Below are 21,720 nucleotides of genomic sequence, written 5' to 3'. Positions count from 1 at the left end.
GGACTGTTATGGAAGAGAAGTTGGTCATAGGGATGGATTTTGGGACAGATTCTGTACGGGGGCTATTGGTTAATGCAGTTACTGGAACAGTAGTCGCTACTTCGGTGGCCTACTTTGAGCGTTGGCAAAGAGGAATGTACTGTGATGTCGTAAATGATCAGTACAGACAGCATCCCTTAGACTATATGGAGTCTATTGATCGCGTATTCGGTGAATTGCTAGATGGAGTACCTCCCGAAGTTATCAAGCAAATAAAGGCCATCGGGACAAATACTACGGGGTCTACTCCCGTAGCTATTGACGCCGAGTGCCGTCCGCTTGCCCTATGCAATGGATTTGAGGACAATCCTAATGCGATGTTTGTCCTATGGAAAGACCATACAGCCATCAAAGAAGCAGATGAAATAAATAGGTTAGCCAAGAGATGGTCTATAGACTATACGCTTTTTAGCGGAGGTATATACTCATCGGAGTGGTTCTGGTCCAAAGTTTTACATATCAACCGTACCGATGGGAAAGTTAAGAGTAGCGCATTTACTTGGGTAGAGCAATCGGATTGGATTCCAACTTATCTTTCTGGTACAACTATACCATCGCAAATAAAGCGTAACCGGTGTGCGGCTGGACATAAGGCAATGTGGAATGAATCGCATGGTGGCCTACCGTCGGCAGAGTTTCTCTGTTCGCTGGATTCTTCTTTCTATAATTTGATCAATCGGTTTTATACGGATACGTATACATCGGATCAGGTGTTCGGTAAGATTAGCTCAGATTTTGTAGATCGCTATGGATTTGATGAGGATACGTTGATTACAGTGGGGGCTATTGATGCACATCATGGTGCGGTCGGTGCTGGGAGTGAGGCATATACTTTGATTAAGGTAATAGGTACATCGACCTGTGATATGCTGGTCGTTCCGATGGAGAGCAACCCACCTTTGGTCGAAGGTATCTGTGGACAGGTGGAAGGATCTATTGATCCTGGGATGATCGGCTTCGAAGCTGGACAGTCTGCATTTGGCGATATCTATAATTGGTTTAAGAAGATGGTGCTTAAACCGGTGCTGGAAATGGAAGGACTGGATCTGTCAGATCAGCAACGTCTAACATTGGAAGATGGTTTCTTTGACTATATTACTAAAGCTGCGGAAGCTATTCCATTGACGGAAGAAGATATGCTATTTACGGATTATCATAACGGAAGGCGAACCCCCGACGCCGACTTTACGAAGACTGGAATGGCTAGTGGTTTTACACTCGCTACACAGGCCGGGCATATCTTTAAAGCATTGGTTGAGGGAACGGCCTTTGGGTCCAAGGCTATCATCGATCGGTTCAGATCTTATAATATTCCTATAAAAACGGTAATCGCTACAGGTGGCATACCCAACAAAGCGCCGTATGTAGTACAGGTATTGGCCGATGTACTCGGCTGCGAGGTACAAGTGGTAGATAGTGATCAGACCTGTGCACTAGGATCTGTGATCTTTGCTACGTTGGCCTCGGGGATCTATGAAGATATAAATCAGGCGAAAATAAAACTTGCGGCGAGGGTTTCAAAAACATATTATTGTAATCCTGACCGCTTGGCAACGTATGAAAAGTTATATCAGGGTTATAAAGAACTAACACAATTAAAACTATGAAGAATCTCCCTATACTAGATATTTCCATAATCCTGGTTTATCTTGTCGCTATGGTACTTGTAGGGGTTTATTTCTCGCGAAGAAATAAGTCGGCTGATGAGTTTACAAGAGCTGCGGGGCGAATACCTGGATGGGCTATCGGCATATCAATTTATGCAACTTTTTTAAGCTCTAATACTTTTTTGGGAGTACCAGGAAAGGCTTTTGGCGGTAATTGGAATGCGTTTGCTTTTAGTCTTTCGATGCCTTTGGCTGCTTGGCTTGCGACGAAATACTTTGTTCCGTTCTACAGAGGTACAGGTGAAGTGTCCGCCTATACTAATCTGGAAAAGAGATTTGGGACTTGGGCGCGGACCTATGCGGTAGTCTGTTTTTTATTGACACAGCTGGCACGTATCGGCTCAATTTTCTTTGGTATATCTCTGACTCTACAAGCACTGACTGGTTATAGTATGGTAGTAATCATGGTCGTAACTGGCATATGTATCGTCATATATACCGTCATGGGCGGAATAGAAGCTGTAATATGGACGGAGGTTGTTCAGGGGATATTAAAAACGCTCGGAGCACTGATTATAATTTACCTAGTGGTAAGGGAGGTGCCAGGAGGCTTTAAAGATATTATCCAGGTTGGAATGGCGGAAAATAAATTTAGTCTAGGTACACTAGATTTTGATTTCGTCAGTTCGTCTTTCTGGGTTGTGCTATTATATGGATTCTTTATCAATCTGAATAACTTTGGAATGGATCAGAATTATGTTCAGCGCTACCATACAGCATCTAACCCTAAAGAAGCCAATAAATCGGTATGGCTCTGTGTATGGATTTATGTGCCTGTGTCTCTATTGTTTTTTATAATTGGAACCTGTCTTTACACCTATTATCTCCAGAATCCTGCTTTGTTAGATACGATAAAGTTACAGGCTGCTTCTGAGCAGTTGGGATTAGCACTCGAAAATCCTCAAGTCATTAAACTGGCATCTACATTAAAGCCTTCGGATTATGGAGATAAGATCATGCCTCATTTTATGGTGTATATGATTCCTACCGGACTGCTTGGACTTATTGTATCGGCCATACTGTCGGCCGCAATGAGTACCATTAGCTCAGGAATGAATGCTTCAGCTACTGTATTTACAGAGGATATCTATAAAAGATATTTCAATAAAAATTCTTCGGATAAGAATAACTTACAAGTGCTGTATATCGCTACCGTGATTGTAGGATTGATCGGTATGATATGTGGTATTGCTATGATCGGTATAAAAAGTCTATTGGATGTATGGTGGACATTGTCTGGGATTTTTGCCGGAGGAATGTTGGGCCTTTTCTTACTTGGACTGATTAGTAAAAAAGCAAATAACACGGATGCGGTTATCGGCACGATCGTAGGTATATGTGTCATTCTTTGGATGACGTTTTCATACCTCATTCCGGAGAACATGGCCTATCTACGGAATCCTTTACATGCCAACATGATAATAGTAGTCGGTACATTAACCATATTTCTAGTCGGTAACATAAGCCGCAAATTAAGAATCAAATAAAGTAATAAAACATATAAAATACTATGAATAGGAATAATAAAAAGTTTATTCCCGTGATGCTTATGCCCTTTTGTGAAGACAAAAGTATAGATTACGTGGCCTTGGAAAACTTAGTTGAATTCTATTTAGAAGCGGGAGCAGAGGGGCTGTTTGCCAACTGTCTCTCTAGCGAGATGTTTGAACTGTCAAAGCAGGAAATGCTGGAGTCGGTTTCATTTATCGTCAAAAAGGTCGCCAGAAGGGTGCCGGTGGTAGCGACGGGTACTTTTTCAGAGACTGTTGAAGAACAAGCTGCTTTTGTAAAAGAAATCTATGCAACGGGTATCGATGCTGTTATTGTGATCACAAGCCTGATGGCGGAGGAGAGGGATGATGAAGCGTCATTTAGATCTAATGTCGAAAAATTATTGGCTTTAACAGATGGTGTGCCTTTGGGATTCTACGAATGTCCAGTGCCTTATAAGCGTCTAATCGATCCAGAGTTTCTAGGAGAACTGGTGAAGACTGGACGTATCACCTATTATAAGGATACGTCACTCGATATTGCTCATGTCACAGCAAAAATAGCAGCTACTGCTGACTTCAGTGATTTTGGTCTGTATGATGCTTATATGGAACACGCAGTAGCCACGCTGGAAGCGGGATCAGCAGGTCTATCGTGTATTCAGGGAAATTATTTTCCGGAACTGATTGTTTGGCTGTGTAATAATTATAGTAATCCGAGTCAAGAAGATAATGTAGAAAAAGTGCAAGAGTTCCTAATTGATAATATGAATGTCATGCATTATGCTTATCCTAAATCTGCTAAATATTATTTGCAATTGGCTGGAATGAAGGTGAGCACAGTCTGTAGGCGGACGGATATTGAAGAATTGGATGAGGATACTAAAATTAGATTGGTCAGACTTAAAGTAGATTATGAGAACCTAGGAATAGTTTAATATTTAGCAATTATAAACGAAAATCTTATGAAGAATAAAGAGAAAATTTGGATTACCTGCTTATTATGTTTTATAAGTGTTTTTACCTACGCTCAACACAAGATTACAGGTATTGTAAAGGATGCGCAGAGTGGCCTTTCAATTTCAGGTGTTACTATTATTTCAAATGGCGAAAATAGGGGCGTTACGGGAGGTGAGGGGGATTTTTCAATCCATAGAAACTCCAGTGATACGTATTTAGAGTTTAGGTTTGTCGGGTACAACAAATTCAGGCTAGAACTTACCTCAGCTTCTACTTATGTGGTGGAGCTAATTCCTAATCAAGAAGAGATGGAAGAGGTAGTGGTGGTTGGATATGGTACTCAGACAAAAAGTAAGGTTACTGGCAGTCTTAGTAGTGTGGATATGGGTAGTTTACAGGATAAACCTACGGTAAATGTGGCACAAGCACTCAGAGGTAGGGTGGCGGGAGTACAGATATTAGATAACGGCAGACCAGGCCAGGATCCTTCAATATTAATACGCGGCCCCCGTTCTTTAAGTGCTAATAACTCCCCGTTGATAGTGTTAGATGGTATCATCTTTGGAGGTAACATGGGTGATATAAATCCGAATGATATCTTATCCATGGATATTTTGAAGGATGCAAGTGCAACAGCGATTTATGGTTCTAAAGCTGCCAATGGTGTGATTTTATTAACATCAAAGAGGGCAAAAGAAGAAGGGGTAACGATTTCAGCTAATATGAATGCCGCTATCTACGAATTTGGTAAGAAGTTGAATCTGTTTAGTCCGGAACGCTATTTACAAAGTAAATTGGATTTTCGGAAGCAATCTGGTCTAGAAGCAGATCCTAGTAAGATTATATCCTATCTCAATACCTCAGAGGCAGAGAATTATAAAAATGGAGTCGTTACAGATCCTTATAAAATGGTTTCTCAAGACGCAGGCCTATTAAGCTACGATATCAATATCGCTGGTAGAAGTGAAAAATCAAATTATTATATTTCGAATGCTATATCTAGAGAAAATGGTTTATTATTAAATGACAATTTTAAACGATATAATTTTCGGGCGAATTTAGAGACTGAGATACTAAGTAGTCTTAAAGTGGGGTTTACTTCTAGTTTTGTACAGAGGGATTTATCAGGTGTAAACGCTTCGATGGCCAGTTTATATACTAGTAGTCCTTATGGTACTTGGTACCATCCAAATGGTGATCCTACTAAATATATAGTCGAAGAGGATCAGGTTTCTTCAAATGCTATCTATAGCTCTCGTATGACAGACAATGATGAGAAATATAATAACTTATTGAGTAATTTTTACGCAAATTGGGATTTGCCATTCGTTGATGGGTTAAGTTTTAGAATGAATTATTCTCCCAATATCAGATGGAATCACAATTACAGTTTTATGAGACAGGATCAGTATCTCACTAATAACACCACCAATGCAACTAAGATAAATCAAAATTCATTTGATTGGGTTTGGGAGAACATTTTGAAATATAATAAGAGGATCGACAGGCATGGTTTTGATGTAACTTTGTTATTTGGGAAGAATTTTCAGGATTTCGAGAGAACGGAAGCCAAAGCTGATCAGCTTAGCTCAGATGCCTTGGGATATAATGATTTAAGTTTAGGAAGCACATTATCTAATTTATCATCTGCCTATCAAATTAAGGGGGTATCCTCTATGATCCGCTTGAATTATGATTATAATAACAAATATTTACTGACTTTAACCACTAGGAGGGATGGTAGTAGCGTATTTGCTGCTAACAATAAGTATGCGTTGTTTCCGTCAGTAGCATTGGCATGGAATATCAGCAATGAAGAGTTTATGCAAGGGAAGGATCTGTTTAATTCTCTGAAAATACGAGCTTCATATGGTTCTGTAGGAAATCAAGGGATAGACCCTTATCAATCTTTAAGTTTATCTAAAATTACGCAATATGTTTTCGGAAATGGCGGAGCTGTAGCTAACGGTGCATATCCCAGTAATATGGGAAATGATAATCTAAAATGGGAAACTACATTTACAACTAATATTGGTGTCGATTATAGCGTTTTTTCAAATAGAATTTCTGGATCAGTCGATGTGTATAATTCTAAAACAGTCGATTTATTGGTGCAAAGATCTATTCCATCTATGAATGGTTATTTAAATGTTCTGACCAATATCGGTGAAGTTCAGAATAGAGGAATCGAATTTATTGTCAATACGTCCAATATCGCTAAGGAATACTTTACGTGGAATTCTAGCTTTAATTTCTCTTACAATGACAATAAGATTAAAAAGCTTTATGGTCAAGATTTAGATCAAGATGGTATTGAAGATGATGATATAAGTAATAACTGGTTTATCGGTCATCCTATCACTACTTATTATGATTATGTGATAGATGGCATTTATCAAGTTGGAGATGATATGCCAGCGGGATATAAGCCTGGATACGTAAAGCTGAAGGATGTGAATCAAGATGGTAAAATAGATGCAAGCGATAGAATGATTATAGGTTCTGGAGGACAACCTCGATATAGAATTGGTTTTAATAATGAATTTTCTACAGGAGCTTTTACATTGTCCTTTATGATTAATGCGATGACAGGATGGAAAAGTAATTTTCCGTTGTTAAATACTGCTGTCAGCCCGAATGCTCCAGGAAGAGGATTAAATCAATTGGATGCTGGATATTGGACAGAGGAAAATAAGTCTAATGAAAGACCTTCTTTACTTTATAATAATCCACAGAAACACGGATGGTATGTGAGTCGGAATTTTGTTCGGTTACAGGATGTAGCACTTTCCTATACTTTTCCGAATCATGTTACCGAAAAGCTACATCTCAAATCTTTACGCGTATTCGGTAATTTAAAAAATATATGGACTATTAGTGATTGGCCAGGAACCGATCCGGAGATCGGGGGAACAGAGTCGGGGGAAATGTTTTCCCTCCCTAAGATTTACAGTTTTGGTTTAGGTTTTAGCTTTTAAAAAATAAGGTCATGAAAAATATAATAATTAGTATAACACTATTATTTTTTGTCGTAGCATGCAAAGAAGACTATTTAAAGGAAGATCCATTGTCAAACCTTAGTGCAGAAAAGATCTTGACTACTCCTAATGGATTTAATCTGTATCTTACAGGTTTATATGTTGCTTCTCGTGAAGAAATGTCTATGGGAGACAATACTTATTTTGCTTTAAACTTTGCGTCTACAGATATTGGTGCAGATGCAGGAGTGGAATATACGGGTTTACGGAATTACGAAACCACGTATACCCCGAATAATACAAATTTGAACTTATTGTGGAACTGGGCATACACACAAATGATCCTCCGTGCAAATACACTGATAACGTATGCTAACAAAAATGGAACCTCAGTCTGGACAGATGAAAAGGAAAAAAATAAAGTCATTGCCGTAGCCAAATTTTTTCGGGCATATACCTATAATCTACTAGTAAATTCTTTTGGCGGTGTGCCATTGGTCGAAGAGATTTATTCTACACCTAAGAATGATTTTAAAAGAGCTACAAAGGAGGAGATTCTAAACTTTGCTAAGGAGGATCTTTTATTCGCAATACAGTGGCTCCCAACTATTGCAGAGGAGAAAACGGATGGTAAAATTACAAAAGGTGCAGCGCAACATTTATTGACAGAGGTGTATTTAGGATTGGGAGATAATACTTCGGCAATAAGTAGCGCCTCAGATCTTATAGGTTCGGGAATGTACAAGATTATGACTACGCGGTTTGGTGGGAAATCAACCGAGGCGGGAGATGTGTTTTCAGATTTGTTTTTGGATGGAAATGCTAATCGGTCTTCTGGAAATCAAGAATCTATATTTGTGTGGCAATTTGAAAATATGGTAAATGGAGGAGGTTCCAGCTTAAATGGTAACGTACAAATAAGAAATTGGGCCCCTTTTCTCAGTAAAATTGTGGATCCTGATGGTAAACCGATGCTGGTCGTAGATAGTTTGGGGAGAGGTGTTGGAAGAGTTAGAGGAACCAACTATTTTTTATATGATATTTGGAAACCAGCACCTAATGATATGCGTAACTCTTCTTATAATATGCGAAGAAAATTCTATTATAATAATCCAAGTTCGAAATACTTTAATACATTGGTTGAGAAGAAGACTGTTTATGACGATACGATGCGAAATATTTATCCTTACTCTAGAAAAATTGAGGGGGCGCCTTGGGCTAATAATGCTACATCGGGCAGAAGTGCTAAAGATGTAATCGTGTATCGTCTTGCTGAGACCTATCTGTTACGGGCAGAAGCTTATTTGAAGGCAGGGAGGAAAGATCTATCTGTTTTGGATATCAATGTTTTACGATCTAGGGCAGGAATTGCCCCAATAAACGAAGGAGAAGTAACCATTGACTTTTTACTTGACGAGAGAGCAAGGGAATTAACTGTTGAGGAACCAAGACGAAGAGTGCTAGTTAGGTTGGGAGTTTTAGTGGATCGTGTTAAGAAGTATAATCTCCTAGAAGAAACTAGGAGTTCTATTCAACCCTACCATCTCCTTTTTCCGATACCTCAAGCGGCTATTGATGCCAATTATGGATATAAACTGGATCAAAATACTGGATATTAATTGTTAAACATTAAAATAGAACATACGGGATAATCAGATAACGTAAGTCGTGAAAATTTGGTTATCTTGAGTGTAACATGTACCAAAAAAAGAATTATGAAAACAAATGTTAAAAAATTACTCGCTTCATCTTTGTTGTGTTTTGGCTTTTATGGCGGTTTCTCACAGGATTTTAAAATACCTCCTTTATCTGTCGTTGGTCAAAATGGAATTGTAAGTGCTCAACTTATATATGATATGGATGAAAAACCGACCGCACAATGTCATTCTTCGACAATTATCGAAACTTCAGATGGCTTAATGTGTGCATTTTTTGCAGGCACACATGAAAAAAATAAGGATGTAGGTATCCGTGTCTCTCATTTGAAAAATGGTAAATGGTCTTGGCCCGTTGAGGTTGTCAATGGGTTTCTAACAGATTCAGTAAAACACCCCTCTTGGAATCCTGTTTTATTTAAACCTAAAGATGGACCGACATATCTTTTTTATAAGGTGGGACCTAATGTTGACACTTGGTGGGGAGCATATACAATTACTGAAGATGAAGGGAGAACGTGGACCAGACCAGTGAAAATGCGGACCGACAAAATAGTTGGGGATCTTTTGGGACCGATAAAAAACAAACCAGTGCAACTAGCTAATGGTACTATTATAAGTCCAACAAGTATCGAGAGTCGAGGAACATCGAATGATAGAAATTGGCGAATTTATTTTGAACTGAGTTATGATAATGGAAAGAATTGGACGGTCGTACCACCAATTAACGATGGAGAGGAGTTTGATGCTATTCAGCCTAGCGTACTTGTCCACAAGAATGGTGACCTTCAGATCATCGCGAGAACTATGCAAGGAGTCTTGGTCACAAGCTGGTCTAAAGATGAGGGAAAAACTTGGTCTCCATTAAAGAGTACAGGTTTACCGAACCCTAATTCGGGAACAGATGCGGTAACATTAAAAGATGGCAGACACCTTCTTATTTATAATCATAGTACTAATAAGGGAGAGCAACCTAAAGGGCGAAATCTTTTAAATCTGGCAATTTCAGATAATGGGATAGATTGGAAAATTATTTCGACGTTAGAAAATGAGCCTAAACCAGATGGTTATGCATATCCTGCGATTATCCAGACTTCCGATGGTATGGTTCATATTACTTATACTTATAACAGGCGGTCAATTAAGCACGTAGTAGTGGATCCTAGAAAAATAGATTGAATTTTAAATAAACATAAAAAATAAGACATTAATATTGGTCTCTAGGAACACTTAAAATGATTTTTTTTAATTTTAAACGCTTAGCGATGAAGAGTGTTATACTGTTTGTTTTAATACTCAGTATCGGAATAGGGCAAATCAGCGCTCAAAAGTATTGGCAGGTTCCTGGTAAAGTTGTTCATTATCAGCCCACAAGTACACAGAAGTATATCGGTTCGCCGAGCTTAGCTATATTACCAAATGGCGATTATGTGGCATCTCATGATTTTTTTGGGCCCCAAAGTTCTGAATGGCAACAGGCTGTAACTACCATCTATAGATCTAAAGACAAAGGAAGAAGTTGGAAAAAGGTGGGTGAGATTAATGGTGCTTTTTGGAGTTCTTTGTTTGTACATAAAGGAGAGCTATACCTGTTGGGTCCCGATAGACATCATGGTACAGTATTGATCCGTAAATCGCTCGATGGTGGGAGGTCCTGGACTAAACCCACGAACAAGGAGAATGGTGTATTGTTGGCTGGAGAGTTTCATTGCGCACCTATGCCGGTCGTGGAGTACAATGGACGTTTGTGGCGTCCTATGGAAACGGCACATGGGCCTGAGCTGAAATGGGGGGAGCGCTATGGTGCAATGGTTATGTCCGCGGAAATTGATGCGGACTTGTTAAATTCCAAATCGTGGCAAACAAGCTCGACTTTATTTTTTGATAAAAGTTATCTGAATGGAAATTTTACGGGTTGGTTAGAAGGTAATTTTGTTGTAGGACAGGATAATAAGATGTGGAACATTCTGCGTGTGGATGATCGGACTACACTAGACGAGAAAGCAGCTATGGTAGAAATATCTCCGGATGGTAAGAGACTTAGTTTTGATCCTGTTAGTGGTTTTATTCCATTTGACGGTGGAAGTAAGAAGTTTGTCATAAAACATGATTCGGAAAGCGGCTATTATTATACGTTGACCAATTCAATACCAGAACGTTATCGGTATGTGGATTCTAAAAGAACGAATCCCTCGGGGTATAGAAACGTATTAATGTTGCGTAAGTCAAAAGATCTAAAGCATTGGGAGGATGTAAAGGTTATCCTTGAACATGAAGATATAGTTAATCATGGATTTCAGTACGTAGACTGGTTATTCGAGGGGGAGGATATTATCATATTATGCAGGACAGCCTATAATGACGGTAAAGTGGATGCTAAAAATAATCATGATGCTAACTTTTTAACTTTTCATTGCATTGAAGAGTTTAGGAAGTTATAAGATCTATAATCTTAAATGAGATGAGTTTACGATTTTGTTATTTGTTATTTAGTTTTTTAACCGTAATATTTAGTAGTTGCATGAACAAATCTAAGGTTTTAACCTTGACCAAACCTATAGGTGGTCATACCATACACCATAATGGCATTTTTTCTCCTAATGATGAATGGATTGTTTTTGATGGTCGTAATGATGATACCAAAATCGGGGAGACCTCGACAGTAGGCATGGTCAATGTTCATACAGGCGAGGAACGTATTCTTTATAAAACGGATCGTCAGACAATTTATGGCCCAGGTGTTGGAGCTGCCTCTTTTAGCCCCAAAGAAAATATGGTTTTGTTTATACATGGTCTTTATGATGCCGACGAGAAAGAACCTTATGACATGACTAGACGCTTTGGATTAGCTATAGATACTGATAACCCTATGCAAGGGATACATATGGATGCTCGTGACGTAGTGGAGCCTTATACAGCAGGAACATTACGAGGAGGTACGCACTCGCATTGTTGGAGTGGGGATGGACAGTTGGTCAGCTTTACCTATAACGATGAATTTGTAGATTCTGATTTGCGAATGGTCGGTGTGATGGTTCCGAATGAGAATGAAATAGAAGTGCCCAAAGCCAGAGGCAATAACAACGGAAGGTTGTACTCCGCAATAGTGAGTGATGTCATTCGAGAGCCAAAGTGGGGATCAGATGAAATATCAAAGGCTTTTGACGAATGTTGGATTAATGGTACGTCTAAGATCGCATTCCAGGGAAATACCCGAAATGACAACGGAGATACTATAACAGAAATCTATTCGGTAACAATAGATCCTGGATTAATTTTGAGCGATTCAGCGGCAGTCGGTAAGATTGGAGAACGACCGCATGTGCCAAAGGGAATTCGTCAGCAAAGGTTATCCCGTACCTCAAAAGGATTATCTGATTTAAGACATTGGTTGAGGAGTTCGGCTGATGGCCGCTTTATATATGCTCTGGCAAAGGATGAACAGGAACGTAATCAAATAGTACGATGCGAGGTGTCTACAGGTAGTTTTAACTATGTGTCGAGTTTTGATTTTTCTATTTCGTCGCCGATAAATGTGAGCGAAAGAGGTGACAAGATAACTTTTGTAGCTGATAATAATGTACATCTATTCGATTTGGAATCGAAAAAATTAGATAAGTTGACTTCATATTCTTCTAATGATTTAAAGGTAGTGGGTGCGCCTGTATTTTCTAGAAAGGATGATAAGATAGCCTTTAATCAGTTCGTCGATCAGAATGGAAAGCTGGTTGTACAGATTAAGTTGATCGATTTAAACCAAATATAGGCAATGATACATAAAAGGGAAGTTCATACTTCCCTTTTTTATTTATACAGAAAAAAATGAAGCGAAGTGTCTAATACTTTATAGCGAGTTTATGTCTTAGTGGGTAAGTCTTGTTACTGATGAAATGGTCGGATAGATAACCCGAAGTTATCTTTTCATGTAACCGTTCTTGCCATATCCCCAGTATGCAATCCATCCCAAAAGGGTTGCTAGGAGAATAATTAAAATCCATATAAGCCGTTGTGTATTATAAAGGCGTGGGTTGTTTACTGCATGATAAACGGTGTATATAAAAAAGGCAAACAAAGCGACCATAATCAAGATTAGCTCTATAGTGTTTGAAAAAGGTAGCTGCATATTTCCTAACTCGGTTTTAAATGTCATGTCTTTATAGCTCAAAAGTAGGTTTCCTGCGGCATAGAAAATATGGGAAACCGTAAAAGTAATTTTTTATCCTAACAAGGACTTCTAGGTTTTTGAGATATAGATCGCAAAAGCTGCGAATTATGTAAAGTATAAAAGCAAAAGATCATTGTTCTTGCCCCTGCTTTATACTTGTATTGTCAATTTTATCTATTTAATTGAATTATTTTGTAATAATAACTACTATTTAGGTAGACTTAGTGTATATTTGTTTTTTTAATATCGGTAAGATGATGAAACAACCTTTTTTACGAATGTGTTGAGGGGATAATGTAGCAGGAATCAATTATCCCCTGAAACATTGACCATTAGTTTTTAACCCACTAAATATTCTTATTTTTAGTATGAACAGAGCTTTACACACAAGTCTCGTATGGGTGGCCATTACCCTCGGGACAGGAAAAATTTATGCCCAATCTACCCTCGTTGGAAGGGTAGTAAATCAACAAGGGCAAGCTGTAGCCGGAGCTACGGTAACAGATCTCGCTACAGCATTAAAAACGCAGACTAATGCAGAGGGACATTTTTCATTAAACATTAAGTCGGATAAACCGAGTATCAGTGTCAGCTATATCGGATACGAAGAACAGGTACTACGTGATTTTTTGCTTTCGGGAAATCTACTGATTACATTAAAATTGGTACCCGAACAGTTAAATGAGGTAGTCGTTACGGCTCTAGGGATATCCCGGGAAAAGAAAGCCCTAGGCTATGCAGTACAGGAGGTCAAAGGAACCGAATTGCAAACAAGACCCACAAATGCCGTTAGTGCCCTTTCGGGTAAAGTTGCAGGTTTACAGGTTATTTCTTCGGGAGGGAATATGGGAGGATCTTCTCGTGTGCTTTTGAGAGGGATAAACTCTATTACAGGTAATAATCAACCACTTTATGTCATTGATGGGACACCTATAGACAATAGTGACCTGAATACAACAGCGACTATAAACGGTAGTGCAGGTAAAGATTTGGGAAATCTAATTCAGGATATTAATCCAGATGATATAGCTAATGTAACGGTTCTTAAGGGACCAGCTGCTGCGGCTCTTTACGGTTCTAGAGCTGCGAATGGTGTGATTTTGATTACAACCAAAAAAGCAGCTAAAGGAGATCGTGTCGATATCTTTGTGAATACAGGTCTGGAGTTTGAGAATGTGATCCGACTACCTAAGCGACAGAAGCTCTATGGACAGGGCTATTCTATGGACTTCAAAACTCAAGAAATTAATGGAAAAGATTATCAGATTGTAGACTATGCTTCGGATGAAAGTTGGGGGCCTCGTCTGGATGGACGTAATGTATTGCAATGGTATGCTCTGGATCCGGAAGATGAAGATGCCTATTTGAAACCAACCTCATGGTTATATCCCAAGCATGATGTAAATTACTTTTTTAGAACAGGGGTGTCCAATACGAACAATCTTGCCATAGCAGGGGCAAGTGGTAATACAAGCTATAGATTTTCGTATACCAACAAAAATGTCCGTGGTACAGTCCCGAATGCTACATTGAATAGAAATACCTTAAATTTTTCGGGAGGAACACAACTTGGTAAGCTTCGTATTACATCTAATATAAATTATGTTAAGAATGGATCAATAGGTAAGCCATGGTCTGGAGCCTCGAATAGAAATATTATGTTGGAGGCATTTCAATGGGGAGCAGTACAGGTCGACTATAAAATATTGGAAGACTACAAGCGTGCGGATGGTACTCCAAAAGCATGGAACCGGACAGGATGGCAAAATACGCCCGCCGGAAAGGCAACCCGTTTTATTGATAATCCTTTCTGGTCGGCCTATGAAAGTTATTTGGAAGAGCAAAGAGATCGGTTCTACGGCAATGTGGGCTTTCAATATGAAATTAATAATTGGTTAAGCTTAAGTGCAAAAGCACACGGAGATATTTATAACTTTAGATCTCAGGATAGAATAGCGGTATATTCTAGAAGCACATCGCAGTATGAGGAGTCTACCAATACATTGAATGAGTATAATTATGAGTTCTTAGCGACGGCTAATAAAAAATGGAATAATTGGTCGTTGGTAGCCAATATAGGGGCCAATCTGAGGGATCAACAGCGTACGGTTGACTATGCTATTACGCAGGGAGGTTTGGTCGTGCCCAATTATTATAACTTGAAAAATGCATCGTCAGTAAAGGTCGACAACTTTCGCTACCATACGCGAACACCCTCCCTATATGGTAGTGCATCTTTAGGTTACGCAGATTATCTCTTTCTGGATGCGACATTACGAAATGACTGGTCATCGACTTTACCTATTAATAATAATTCATTTTTATATCCCTCCGTGACGGGAAGCATTATTCTGAGTCAATTAGAAGCAATGAAACAGTTGGATTGGCTTTCGTTTGCTAAAATCAGATTAGGATGGGCACAGGTAGGTAATGCTACAGAGCCTTATCAGTTGGCGAAAGCGTACGATGTAGAACAGGCATTTGACGGAAGGCCTGCTAATAGCTTGTCTCAAAAGTTAAACAATGAATTCTTAAAGCCGGAGATAACGACATCTTGGGAAACCGGTGCACAGGTACAATTATTCAGCAATCGTCTCGGAATGGATGTGGCCTATTATAATAACGACTCACGTAACCAGATATTGGCAGTCCCGGTTTCTTCGTCTTTTGGATATGAGACAAAAGTGCTCAATGCGGGTAAAATTAGTAATAATGGAATTGAGGTGACATTGACGGGAATACCTATTAAACAGTCCGATTTCGAGTGGAATACCCTACTGAACTGGTCTAGAAACCAGAACAAAATTGTAGAAATAGACGATATGGTCAATACCCTGACTTTAAGTGATGTCTTAATTAACCTAGTCGCTAGAGAGGACGAGGCATATGGTCAGTTCCTAGGGTATGATTTTGTATACACGGACGATGGAAGAAAGGTATTGGATAAAGATGGACTGTATATGAAGACGTCGCAGTTGGCTCCACTAGGATCGGTATTGCCTAAGTATATATTTGGATTTCAAAATCAGTTCCGTTATAAAAGTTTTAATCTAGGCTTTCTGATTGATGGCCGAGTTGGTGGTAGTTTCTTCTCTCAAACTTATAAGGTGGGGATGTATGCTGGTATATTGGACAAGACAGCAGCCAATAATATCCGTGAAACAGGTATTGTATTGGATGGTGTGAAAGCTGATGTTAATTTCAATGCCGATGGAACCTATACCGTAAGTAATGTTAAGGAAAATGATACCCGAGTGACGGCGCAACAGTGGGCGAGAAATGAATATAATGGGCCAACAGCATTCTCGATATTTGACGCGACCTTCGTCAAATTAAGAGAGGTGACAATTGGATATAATTTCAAACTTAATAATACCAAAGCAATCAAAAATATAGGCGTATCACTATATGGCCGTAACCTTTGGAATATCTATACTAAGAGTAAATATATTGATCCTGAATTTACTTCGAGCGGAGGAAATATACAGGGGATAGAGGGAGGGAATATTCCTACGCCTGTGACGTATGGTTTGAATATAAATATGAAATTTTAGAGCGTTATGAAAGCATATAAATATATTATAGGACTGTTGTTGATGAGTTTACAGTTTGCGGGTTGTTCCGATCGTATTTTTGAAGAAATAAACACAGATCCCAATAGACCCGATGCGGTAAGTACCTCTAGTTTATTGGTTAGTGGTGAGCGTCTCTTGATGAATACAACCCGAAATCCAGACTTAAATCTACGTGGTGCACAATTGTATGCACAATATTTTAGCCAGAATATTTATACTGATCAATCGCGTTATATGATTCCAGTTAACTATTCAGATGCATTTTGGACAGGTATGAATCGGGCATTGAATAATATTAATGAGATAATTAAGCTGAATATAGACGATCGAACTAAGGAGTGGGTGACTATAGGAGGAATTGGAACAAATGTTAATCAGATTGCTATTGCCCGGATATTGAAATCCTATGCTTTCCATAACCTTACAGATGTTTTTGGTGATATACCCTATCAGTCCTATGGAAGCACGGATCCCGACTTTGAAGCGTTGCAACAAAATCCCGACAACCTTACTCCGAAGTATGCATCGCAGGAGAAGATATATACTGATATATTAAATGAGTTAAAACAGTCGGCAGATACCTTGCTCAAGTATAAAGAAGGACAGACTTTTAAAAATTCGGATATTATCTATGATGGAAACAACATGAAATGGGCTAAGTTTGCGAATAGTCTCAGGTTACGCCTTGCCAATCGTATAGCGCATAAGTTGCCAGGCTTGGCTACTGAGCATATCAATGACGCATTGGTGAAAGGTGTTTTTGAATCTAATGCAGATAATGCGGTATTTAAATACTCAAATTCTTCTCCCAATGAAGCACCTCTCTATCAGGCAACGGTAACTGCTAATAGAAAGGATTTTGCAATATCGCACATTATTGTTGATGTGTTGAAGGGAGATAGAGGACCTTTTGGAATACAGGATCCGCGCTTAAAAGTGTTTGCAAAACCTAATAGTAAAGGTGTATATTTTGGCCAGCCCTACGGTTTGCCATTGGAGGCCGCAGATTTATTCCCTGTCGATTCTATATCGCTTCCTAGTAATGTGATCAATGCGGCTAATTATGGCGAAGTCTTGATGGAGTACGCTGAGGTGGAGTTCCTGATTTCGGAGATAAAGGGATGGGATGATCAGGCTTATAAAAACGGGGTGCGAGCATCTTTGGAAAAGTGGCAAATCAGTTCAAATGAGGTAGACAGTTATCTTAATCTCTTGTCTCCTGCTAATAGAGAAAATGTATTAAGTCAAAAATACTTGGCATTATTTAATCAAGGAATAGAAGGCTGGTCGGAGATACGTCGAACAGGTTATCCGCTATTTTTGGTGAAGAAGGGAGATGTAGTATGGTCTGGTATAGTAAAAGATGCTCAAGTATCCTATGTCTTCTTGCCTGAGGTTGGGGATGAAATTCCAGGCAGGTTTATCTATCCGCTTAAGGAACAGAGTACCAATAGATCCAGTTATAGGCAGGCACTCGAGCGGCAGGGAGATGATGTAATCGGTACAAAAGTGTGGTGGAATAAATAGTAAGGTTGTCAGAATCTATCAAAAAGCCGTATTTCTGTTAAGAGTGCGGCTTTTGTCATTTACAAAAAGTCATTTTAAATTTTGCGAACGGTTAAAATAAGTTTATTTTTTATTTAAAAGTATTTAATTGTGTTTATTTATGTTTATATTAGTGTTTTATACCAATAACTAAATCATGATATGAAAGACAAATCGTTTGTAACTAAGTTGGGGATGCCTGACAATCTGAAGTGGGGGTACCTGGGAATCTTGATCTTTATGATGGGAGATGGAGTCGAGCAGGGATGGTTGAGTCCTTATCTCGTAGAGCATGGAATGAGTATTCAACAGTCTGCTACCTTATTTACGATCTACGGTATTACTATCGCGATATCCTCTTGGTTTTCTGGAGTTTTGGCGGAAAGCTATGGCCCTAGGAAATCGATGTTGATGGGACTAATACTCTATATTATTGGGACAATAGGCTTTGTGGGCATGGGCATGGCCAAATTAGATTACAGTGCTATGTTGTTTTTTTATGCGATTAGAGGGTTTGGTTATCCTTTGTTTGCATACTCATTTATGGTTTGGGTGACCTATAGGGCGCCTCAAAAGACCTTAAGTACTGCAGTGGGCTGGTTCTGGTTTGTTTTTACAGGAGGATTAAATGTTTTAGGAGCCTATTATTCCAGTTGGGCGCTTGAGCGGTTTGGTTATGAGGATACTTTATGGAGTTCAATAATATGGGTTCTGATCGGTGCTTTTTTTGCTTTGGTAATAAACAAGGATAAGTTCGAGACCAAGGCTGCTAAAGAGTCGAAGAGTAAGGAATTACTCAATGGATTGACGATTGTCAAAAGGGAACCCAAAGTACTGCTTGGAGGAATTGTGCGAGTTATTAACACTACGGCACAGTTTGCTTTTCCAGTGTTCTTACCGATGTATATGGCCGAGTACGGATTTGATACAAAAGAATGGTTGCAGATTTGGGGGACAATTTTTACAAGCAATATCATCTTTAATCTAATCTTCGGTTTTGTGGGAGATCGGGTAGGCTGGCGGAATACGATTATGTGGTTTGGAGGCGTAGGTTGTGCTATAGCCACAGTTGTTTTCTATTATTCTCCGATATGGTTTGATGGAAATTATTGGGCGGTGATGGCCGCCGGTGTGACTTGGGGAGCATTACTCGCTGGCTATGTGCCATTATCGGCATTGGTGCCCTCTTTAGTAAAAGATGATAAAGGTGCAGCAATGGCAATACTTAATTTGGGGGCTGGCTTACCTGTTTTTTTAGGGCCAGCCTTAGTCGGTATTCTAATTGGTACAATAGGAAATGAAGGTGTTGTTTGGGTATTAGCCGGTTTGTATGTCATCAGTGCGGTCCTGACTAAATTTATTACGATAGATAGACAGGATTAGAGATTACCTACTAAACTGAATGTAGCTATTAAATGATAGGTTCCCTGATTCAGGGAGCCTATTGTTGCTTCTGTCTTTTATTCCACCACCTAAGCAATTCTCTTTACCGATGTTTTGTCAGTTTAATCAGAATGCTAGATATAATAGCTGTTTTTTTTATCTATGGAAGAAGTATTTATAAGCTTTTCCAGTATAGTTGTAGGAGCTAATTCTTCCGGCTGAATAATTTTTTATTGGCTGGTTCAAAGGTATCTACCTTAAATAAAAAAATATGTTTTTTTCGTTTTTGGATCTATTTTCGAACGGAATAGTAGAAAATTTTATAAAATATTTCCTTTTGGGGATATAATTAAGTAGGTTGTGGAGATGAACATACTACAAACAGCACTCTTAAGCTTTAATGAAGCATCTACCAGTGAGATTTATCAATATGCATTTAATTGGATTAAGAAATTTGGCGCGACGGATCAGGTAGTTCATATATTAGCTTCCGTAGCACTGCTTTTTTTTGCCTGTATACTTTTAGCAATTGTTGACTATATAACACGGTATCTCTTCAATACACTGACCACTAGATTCATCAAAAAAACTGATACTGATTGGGACGATCGGTTGTTGGATAATAGGGTACAGGTTCATTTGAGCCGTTTGATTTTGGTCCTTATAGCGCAGCAGATATTTCCTATTATATTTATGGGTTTTCCCGTGTTTAGCGGTATATTAAATACTTTTTTGAAGATTTTACTGTTATTTGCTGTTTACACTTTGGTCAATAGTATACTGCGTACAGTAAGAGATATTCTTAGAAGTACCAAAGTATTTAAGGACAAACCTGTTGATAGCTACCTCCAGGTTGTGCAGATTTTTTTGATTTTTGTTGTTGGGATGTTGATCGTTTCGTTGTTAACCGGAGAATCTCCTTGGTCGTTTTTAGTATCTCTTGGTGCCGCATCTGCAATTTTAATGTTAGTTTTTAAGGACACAATCCTTGGGTTTGTAGCGAGTATACAGGTCTCTGCCAATGACTCTGTACGTGTAGGAGATTGGATTGAAATGCCTAAGTATGGGGTAGATGGGGATGTCTTACAGATCAATCTGAATAATGTACGTGTTCAGAATTGGGATAAAACTATTGTAACTATTCCGACTTACACGCTGCTTAGTGATTCGTTCAAGAACTATAGAGGTATGCAAGATAGTGGTGGACGGCGTATAAAGCGAGCGATTAATATCAAGATTTCTTCTATCCGTTATGTGACTTTAGAAGAAATTCAACAATTAAAAAAGATTGCTCTTCTAAAACCATATATTGAAAAGCGGGAAAAAGAAATAGCAGACTTTAACAAAGAAGAAGATGTCGATGAAACGATACTAGTCAATGGACGAAGAATGACTAATATTGGACTGTTTAGGGCTTACGCCATGGCCTATGCCCGAAAAAATCCAGGTATTCATCAAGAATTAACACTCCTGGTAAGACAGTTGGCTCCGACCGAACACGGTTTGCCCTTGGAGCTTTATATGTTTACCAGGGGAACGCAATGGGCTTTTTTTGAAGATACTATGTCTGATCTATTTGATCATTTATTTGCTGCAATCAAATATTTTCACCTTGAAATCTTTGAACTACCTGCTTCTGATGATTTGCGTGGTATTTTTGTAGAAAGCTCATCTTTATAGATAAGAGGTGTCGTTTACTCTTTTTTATTTTTGAAGCGCTGATAAGAGTAATTGTCTAGAATAATCGTGTTGAGAATAGTTCTGTTTGTAGGAAGTTTTGACTTTAGACGAAAATTACTTTTTTTCTCTCCCATTGTGTTTTGAATGTAAATAGTGCGTTTATGAGATAAATAAGTATACTGTTTTTTCTGAACTTGCAGGAAGTCGCCCGTAAGCCAATTTGAGACAGATGAAAACCCGATTAGCTTCAAATTATACTAGCTATCTTCACAGTGTTAATTGGTATCCTATATCATTTGGCTGTATGTGTAAGCTATGATAGAAGACTTCCTATTACCATTATAAATTTTCAATAAATTGTGTATGAAAGAAGTGGTCGTATAGGCCACTTCTTCATTGTTTTTCTTTAGTATTAAAGTTAGTGGCAATATAATTCATGTAAATATGAGTTTACCAATAGCTTATCACTGGGAGGGGATTTCTTTTTATAATTAATTGAAATGTCTGTATATAAGGAATTTGAGTAGGTGTTTGTAGCGATTGAGCTACATATGTAATTTCTGCTTTATATTTAGCTTTTTAA

General features: G+C 38.7%; 12 protein-coding genes. All 12 read left to right on the top strand.

Annotation, left to right across the window (positions count from 1 at the left end; all coding sequences use genetic code 11):
* The first annotated feature begins 8 nt into the window (after positions 1-8).
* The 12 genes from JKG61_RS09945 to JKG61_RS09890 all read left to right on the top strand — a co-directional run bounded on the left by JKG61_RS09945 (position 9) and on the right by JKG61_RS09890 (position 21,137).
* The gene (locus JKG61_RS09945; protein ID WP_202102818.1) at positions 9-1,646 is read left to right on the top strand and encodes a ribulokinase; all 1,638 of its coding nucleotides are present in this window, start codon (positions 9-11) and stop codon (positions 1,644-1,646) included.
* A complete protein-coding gene (locus tag JKG61_RS09940; RefSeq protein ID WP_202102817.1) occupies positions 1,643-3,193 on the top strand; it encodes a sodium:solute symporter in 1,551 nt (516 codons plus the stop codon). The genes JKG61_RS09945 and JKG61_RS09940 overlap by 4 nt, the downstream gene beginning before the upstream one ends.
* A gap of 23 nt (positions 3,194-3,216) precedes the next feature.
* Positions 3,217-4,134, top strand: coding sequence for a dihydrodipicolinate synthase family protein (locus tag JKG61_RS09935; protein ID WP_202102816.1), 918 nt, complete (start codon positions 3,217-3,219; stop codon positions 4,132-4,134).
* Between the two features lie 27 nt (positions 4,135-4,161).
* Positions 4,162-7,134, top strand: a complete 2,973-nt coding sequence (locus JKG61_RS09930) for a SusC/RagA family TonB-linked outer membrane protein (RefSeq protein ID WP_202102815.1) — start codon at positions 4,162-4,164, stop codon at positions 7,132-7,134.
* 11 nt (positions 7,135-7,145) lie between these two features.
* Positions 7,146-8,753, top strand: a complete 1,608-nt coding sequence (locus JKG61_RS09925; RefSeq protein ID WP_202102814.1) for a RagB/SusD family nutrient uptake outer membrane protein — start codon at positions 7,146-7,148, stop codon at positions 8,751-8,753.
* 96 nt (positions 8,754-8,849) lie between these two features.
* A complete protein-coding gene (locus JKG61_RS09920) occupies positions 8,850-9,968 on the top strand; it encodes a sialidase family protein (protein ID WP_202102813.1) in 1,119 nt (372 codons plus the stop codon).
* An 86-nt stretch (positions 9,969-10,054) separates the two neighbouring features.
* A complete protein-coding gene (locus JKG61_RS09915) occupies positions 10,055-11,230 on the top strand; it encodes a sialidase family protein (RefSeq protein WP_237249426.1) in 1,176 nt (391 codons plus the stop codon).
* Between the two features lie 80 nt (positions 11,231-11,310).
* Positions 11,311-12,555, top strand: coding sequence for a DUF3748 domain-containing protein (locus JKG61_RS09910; protein WP_202102812.1), 1,245 nt, complete (start codon positions 11,311-11,313; stop codon positions 12,553-12,555).
* 767 nt (positions 12,556-13,322) lie between these two features.
* On the top strand, positions 13,323-16,508 hold the full coding sequence (locus tag JKG61_RS09905; protein WP_202102811.1) for a SusC/RagA family TonB-linked outer membrane protein: 3,186 nt from the start codon (positions 13,323-13,325) through the stop codon (positions 16,506-16,508).
* Positions 16,509-16,514: 6 nt separating this feature from the next.
* Positions 16,515-18,056 carry a SusD/RagB family nutrient-binding outer membrane lipoprotein gene (locus tag JKG61_RS09900; protein WP_202102810.1) on the top strand — a complete coding sequence of 514 codons (1,542 nt, stop codon included), beginning with the start codon at positions 16,515-16,517 and terminating at the stop codon, positions 18,054-18,056.
* 180 nt (positions 18,057-18,236) lie between these two features.
* Positions 18,237-19,457, top strand: a complete 1,221-nt coding sequence (locus tag JKG61_RS09895) for an MFS transporter (RefSeq protein ID WP_202102809.1) — start codon at positions 18,237-18,239, stop codon at positions 19,455-19,457.
* 366 nt (positions 19,458-19,823) lie between these two features.
* Positions 19,824-21,137: a mechanosensitive ion channel family protein gene (locus JKG61_RS09890; RefSeq protein ID WP_202102808.1), complete on the top strand. Its 1,314-nt coding sequence runs from the start codon at positions 19,824-19,826 to the stop codon at positions 21,135-21,137.
* Positions 21,138-21,720 lie beyond the last annotated feature (583 nt).

This window comes from Sphingobacterium faecale (genome assembly GCF_016746095.1).
GTDB classification, from domain to species: domain Bacteria; phylum Bacteroidota; class Bacteroidia; order Sphingobacteriales; family Sphingobacteriaceae; genus Sphingobacterium; species Sphingobacterium faecale.
This window is presented reverse-complemented; position numbering and strand designations above follow the sequence as displayed.

What these genes read in the sequence shown, in the direction of transcription:
- JKG61_RS09890 (WP_202102808.1), top strand. Translation starts at nt 19,824, where the DNA reads ATGAACATACTACAAACAGCACTCTTAAGCTTTAATGAAGCATCTACC.
- JKG61_RS09895 (WP_202102809.1), top strand. Translation starts at nt 18,237, where the DNA reads ATGAAAGACAAATCGTTTGTAACTAAGTTGGGGATGCCTGACAATCTG.
- JKG61_RS09915 (WP_237249426.1), top strand. Translation starts at nt 10,055, where the DNA reads ATGAAGAGTGTTATACTGTTTGTTTTAATACTCAGTATCGGAATAGGG.
- JKG61_RS09905 (WP_202102811.1), top strand. Translation starts at nt 13,323, where the DNA reads ATGAACAGAGCTTTACACACAAGTCTCGTATGGGTGGCCATTACCCTC.
- JKG61_RS09900 (WP_202102810.1), top strand. Translation starts at nt 16,515, where the DNA reads ATGAAAGCATATAAATATATTATAGGACTGTTGTTGATGAGTTTACAG.
- JKG61_RS09920 (WP_202102813.1), top strand. Translation starts at nt 8,850, where the DNA reads ATGAAAACAAATGTTAAAAAATTACTCGCTTCATCTTTGTTGTGTTTT.
- JKG61_RS09935 (WP_202102816.1), top strand. Translation starts at nt 3,217, where the DNA reads ATGAATAGGAATAATAAAAAGTTTATTCCCGTGATGCTTATGCCCTTT.
- JKG61_RS09910 (WP_202102812.1), top strand. Translation starts at nt 11,311, where the DNA reads ATGAACAAATCTAAGGTTTTAACCTTGACCAAACCTATAGGTGGTCAT.
- JKG61_RS09925 (WP_202102814.1), top strand. Translation starts at nt 7,146, where the DNA reads ATGAAAAATATAATAATTAGTATAACACTATTATTTTTTGTCGTAGCA.
- JKG61_RS09940 (WP_202102817.1), top strand. Translation starts at nt 1,643, where the DNA reads ATGAAGAATCTCCCTATACTAGATATTTCCATAATCCTGGTTTATCTT.
- JKG61_RS09945 (WP_202102818.1), top strand. Translation starts at nt 9, where the DNA reads ATGGAAGAGAAGTTGGTCATAGGGATGGATTTTGGGACAGATTCTGTA.
- JKG61_RS09930 (WP_202102815.1), top strand. Translation starts at nt 4,162, where the DNA reads ATGAAGAATAAAGAGAAAATTTGGATTACCTGCTTATTATGTTTTATA.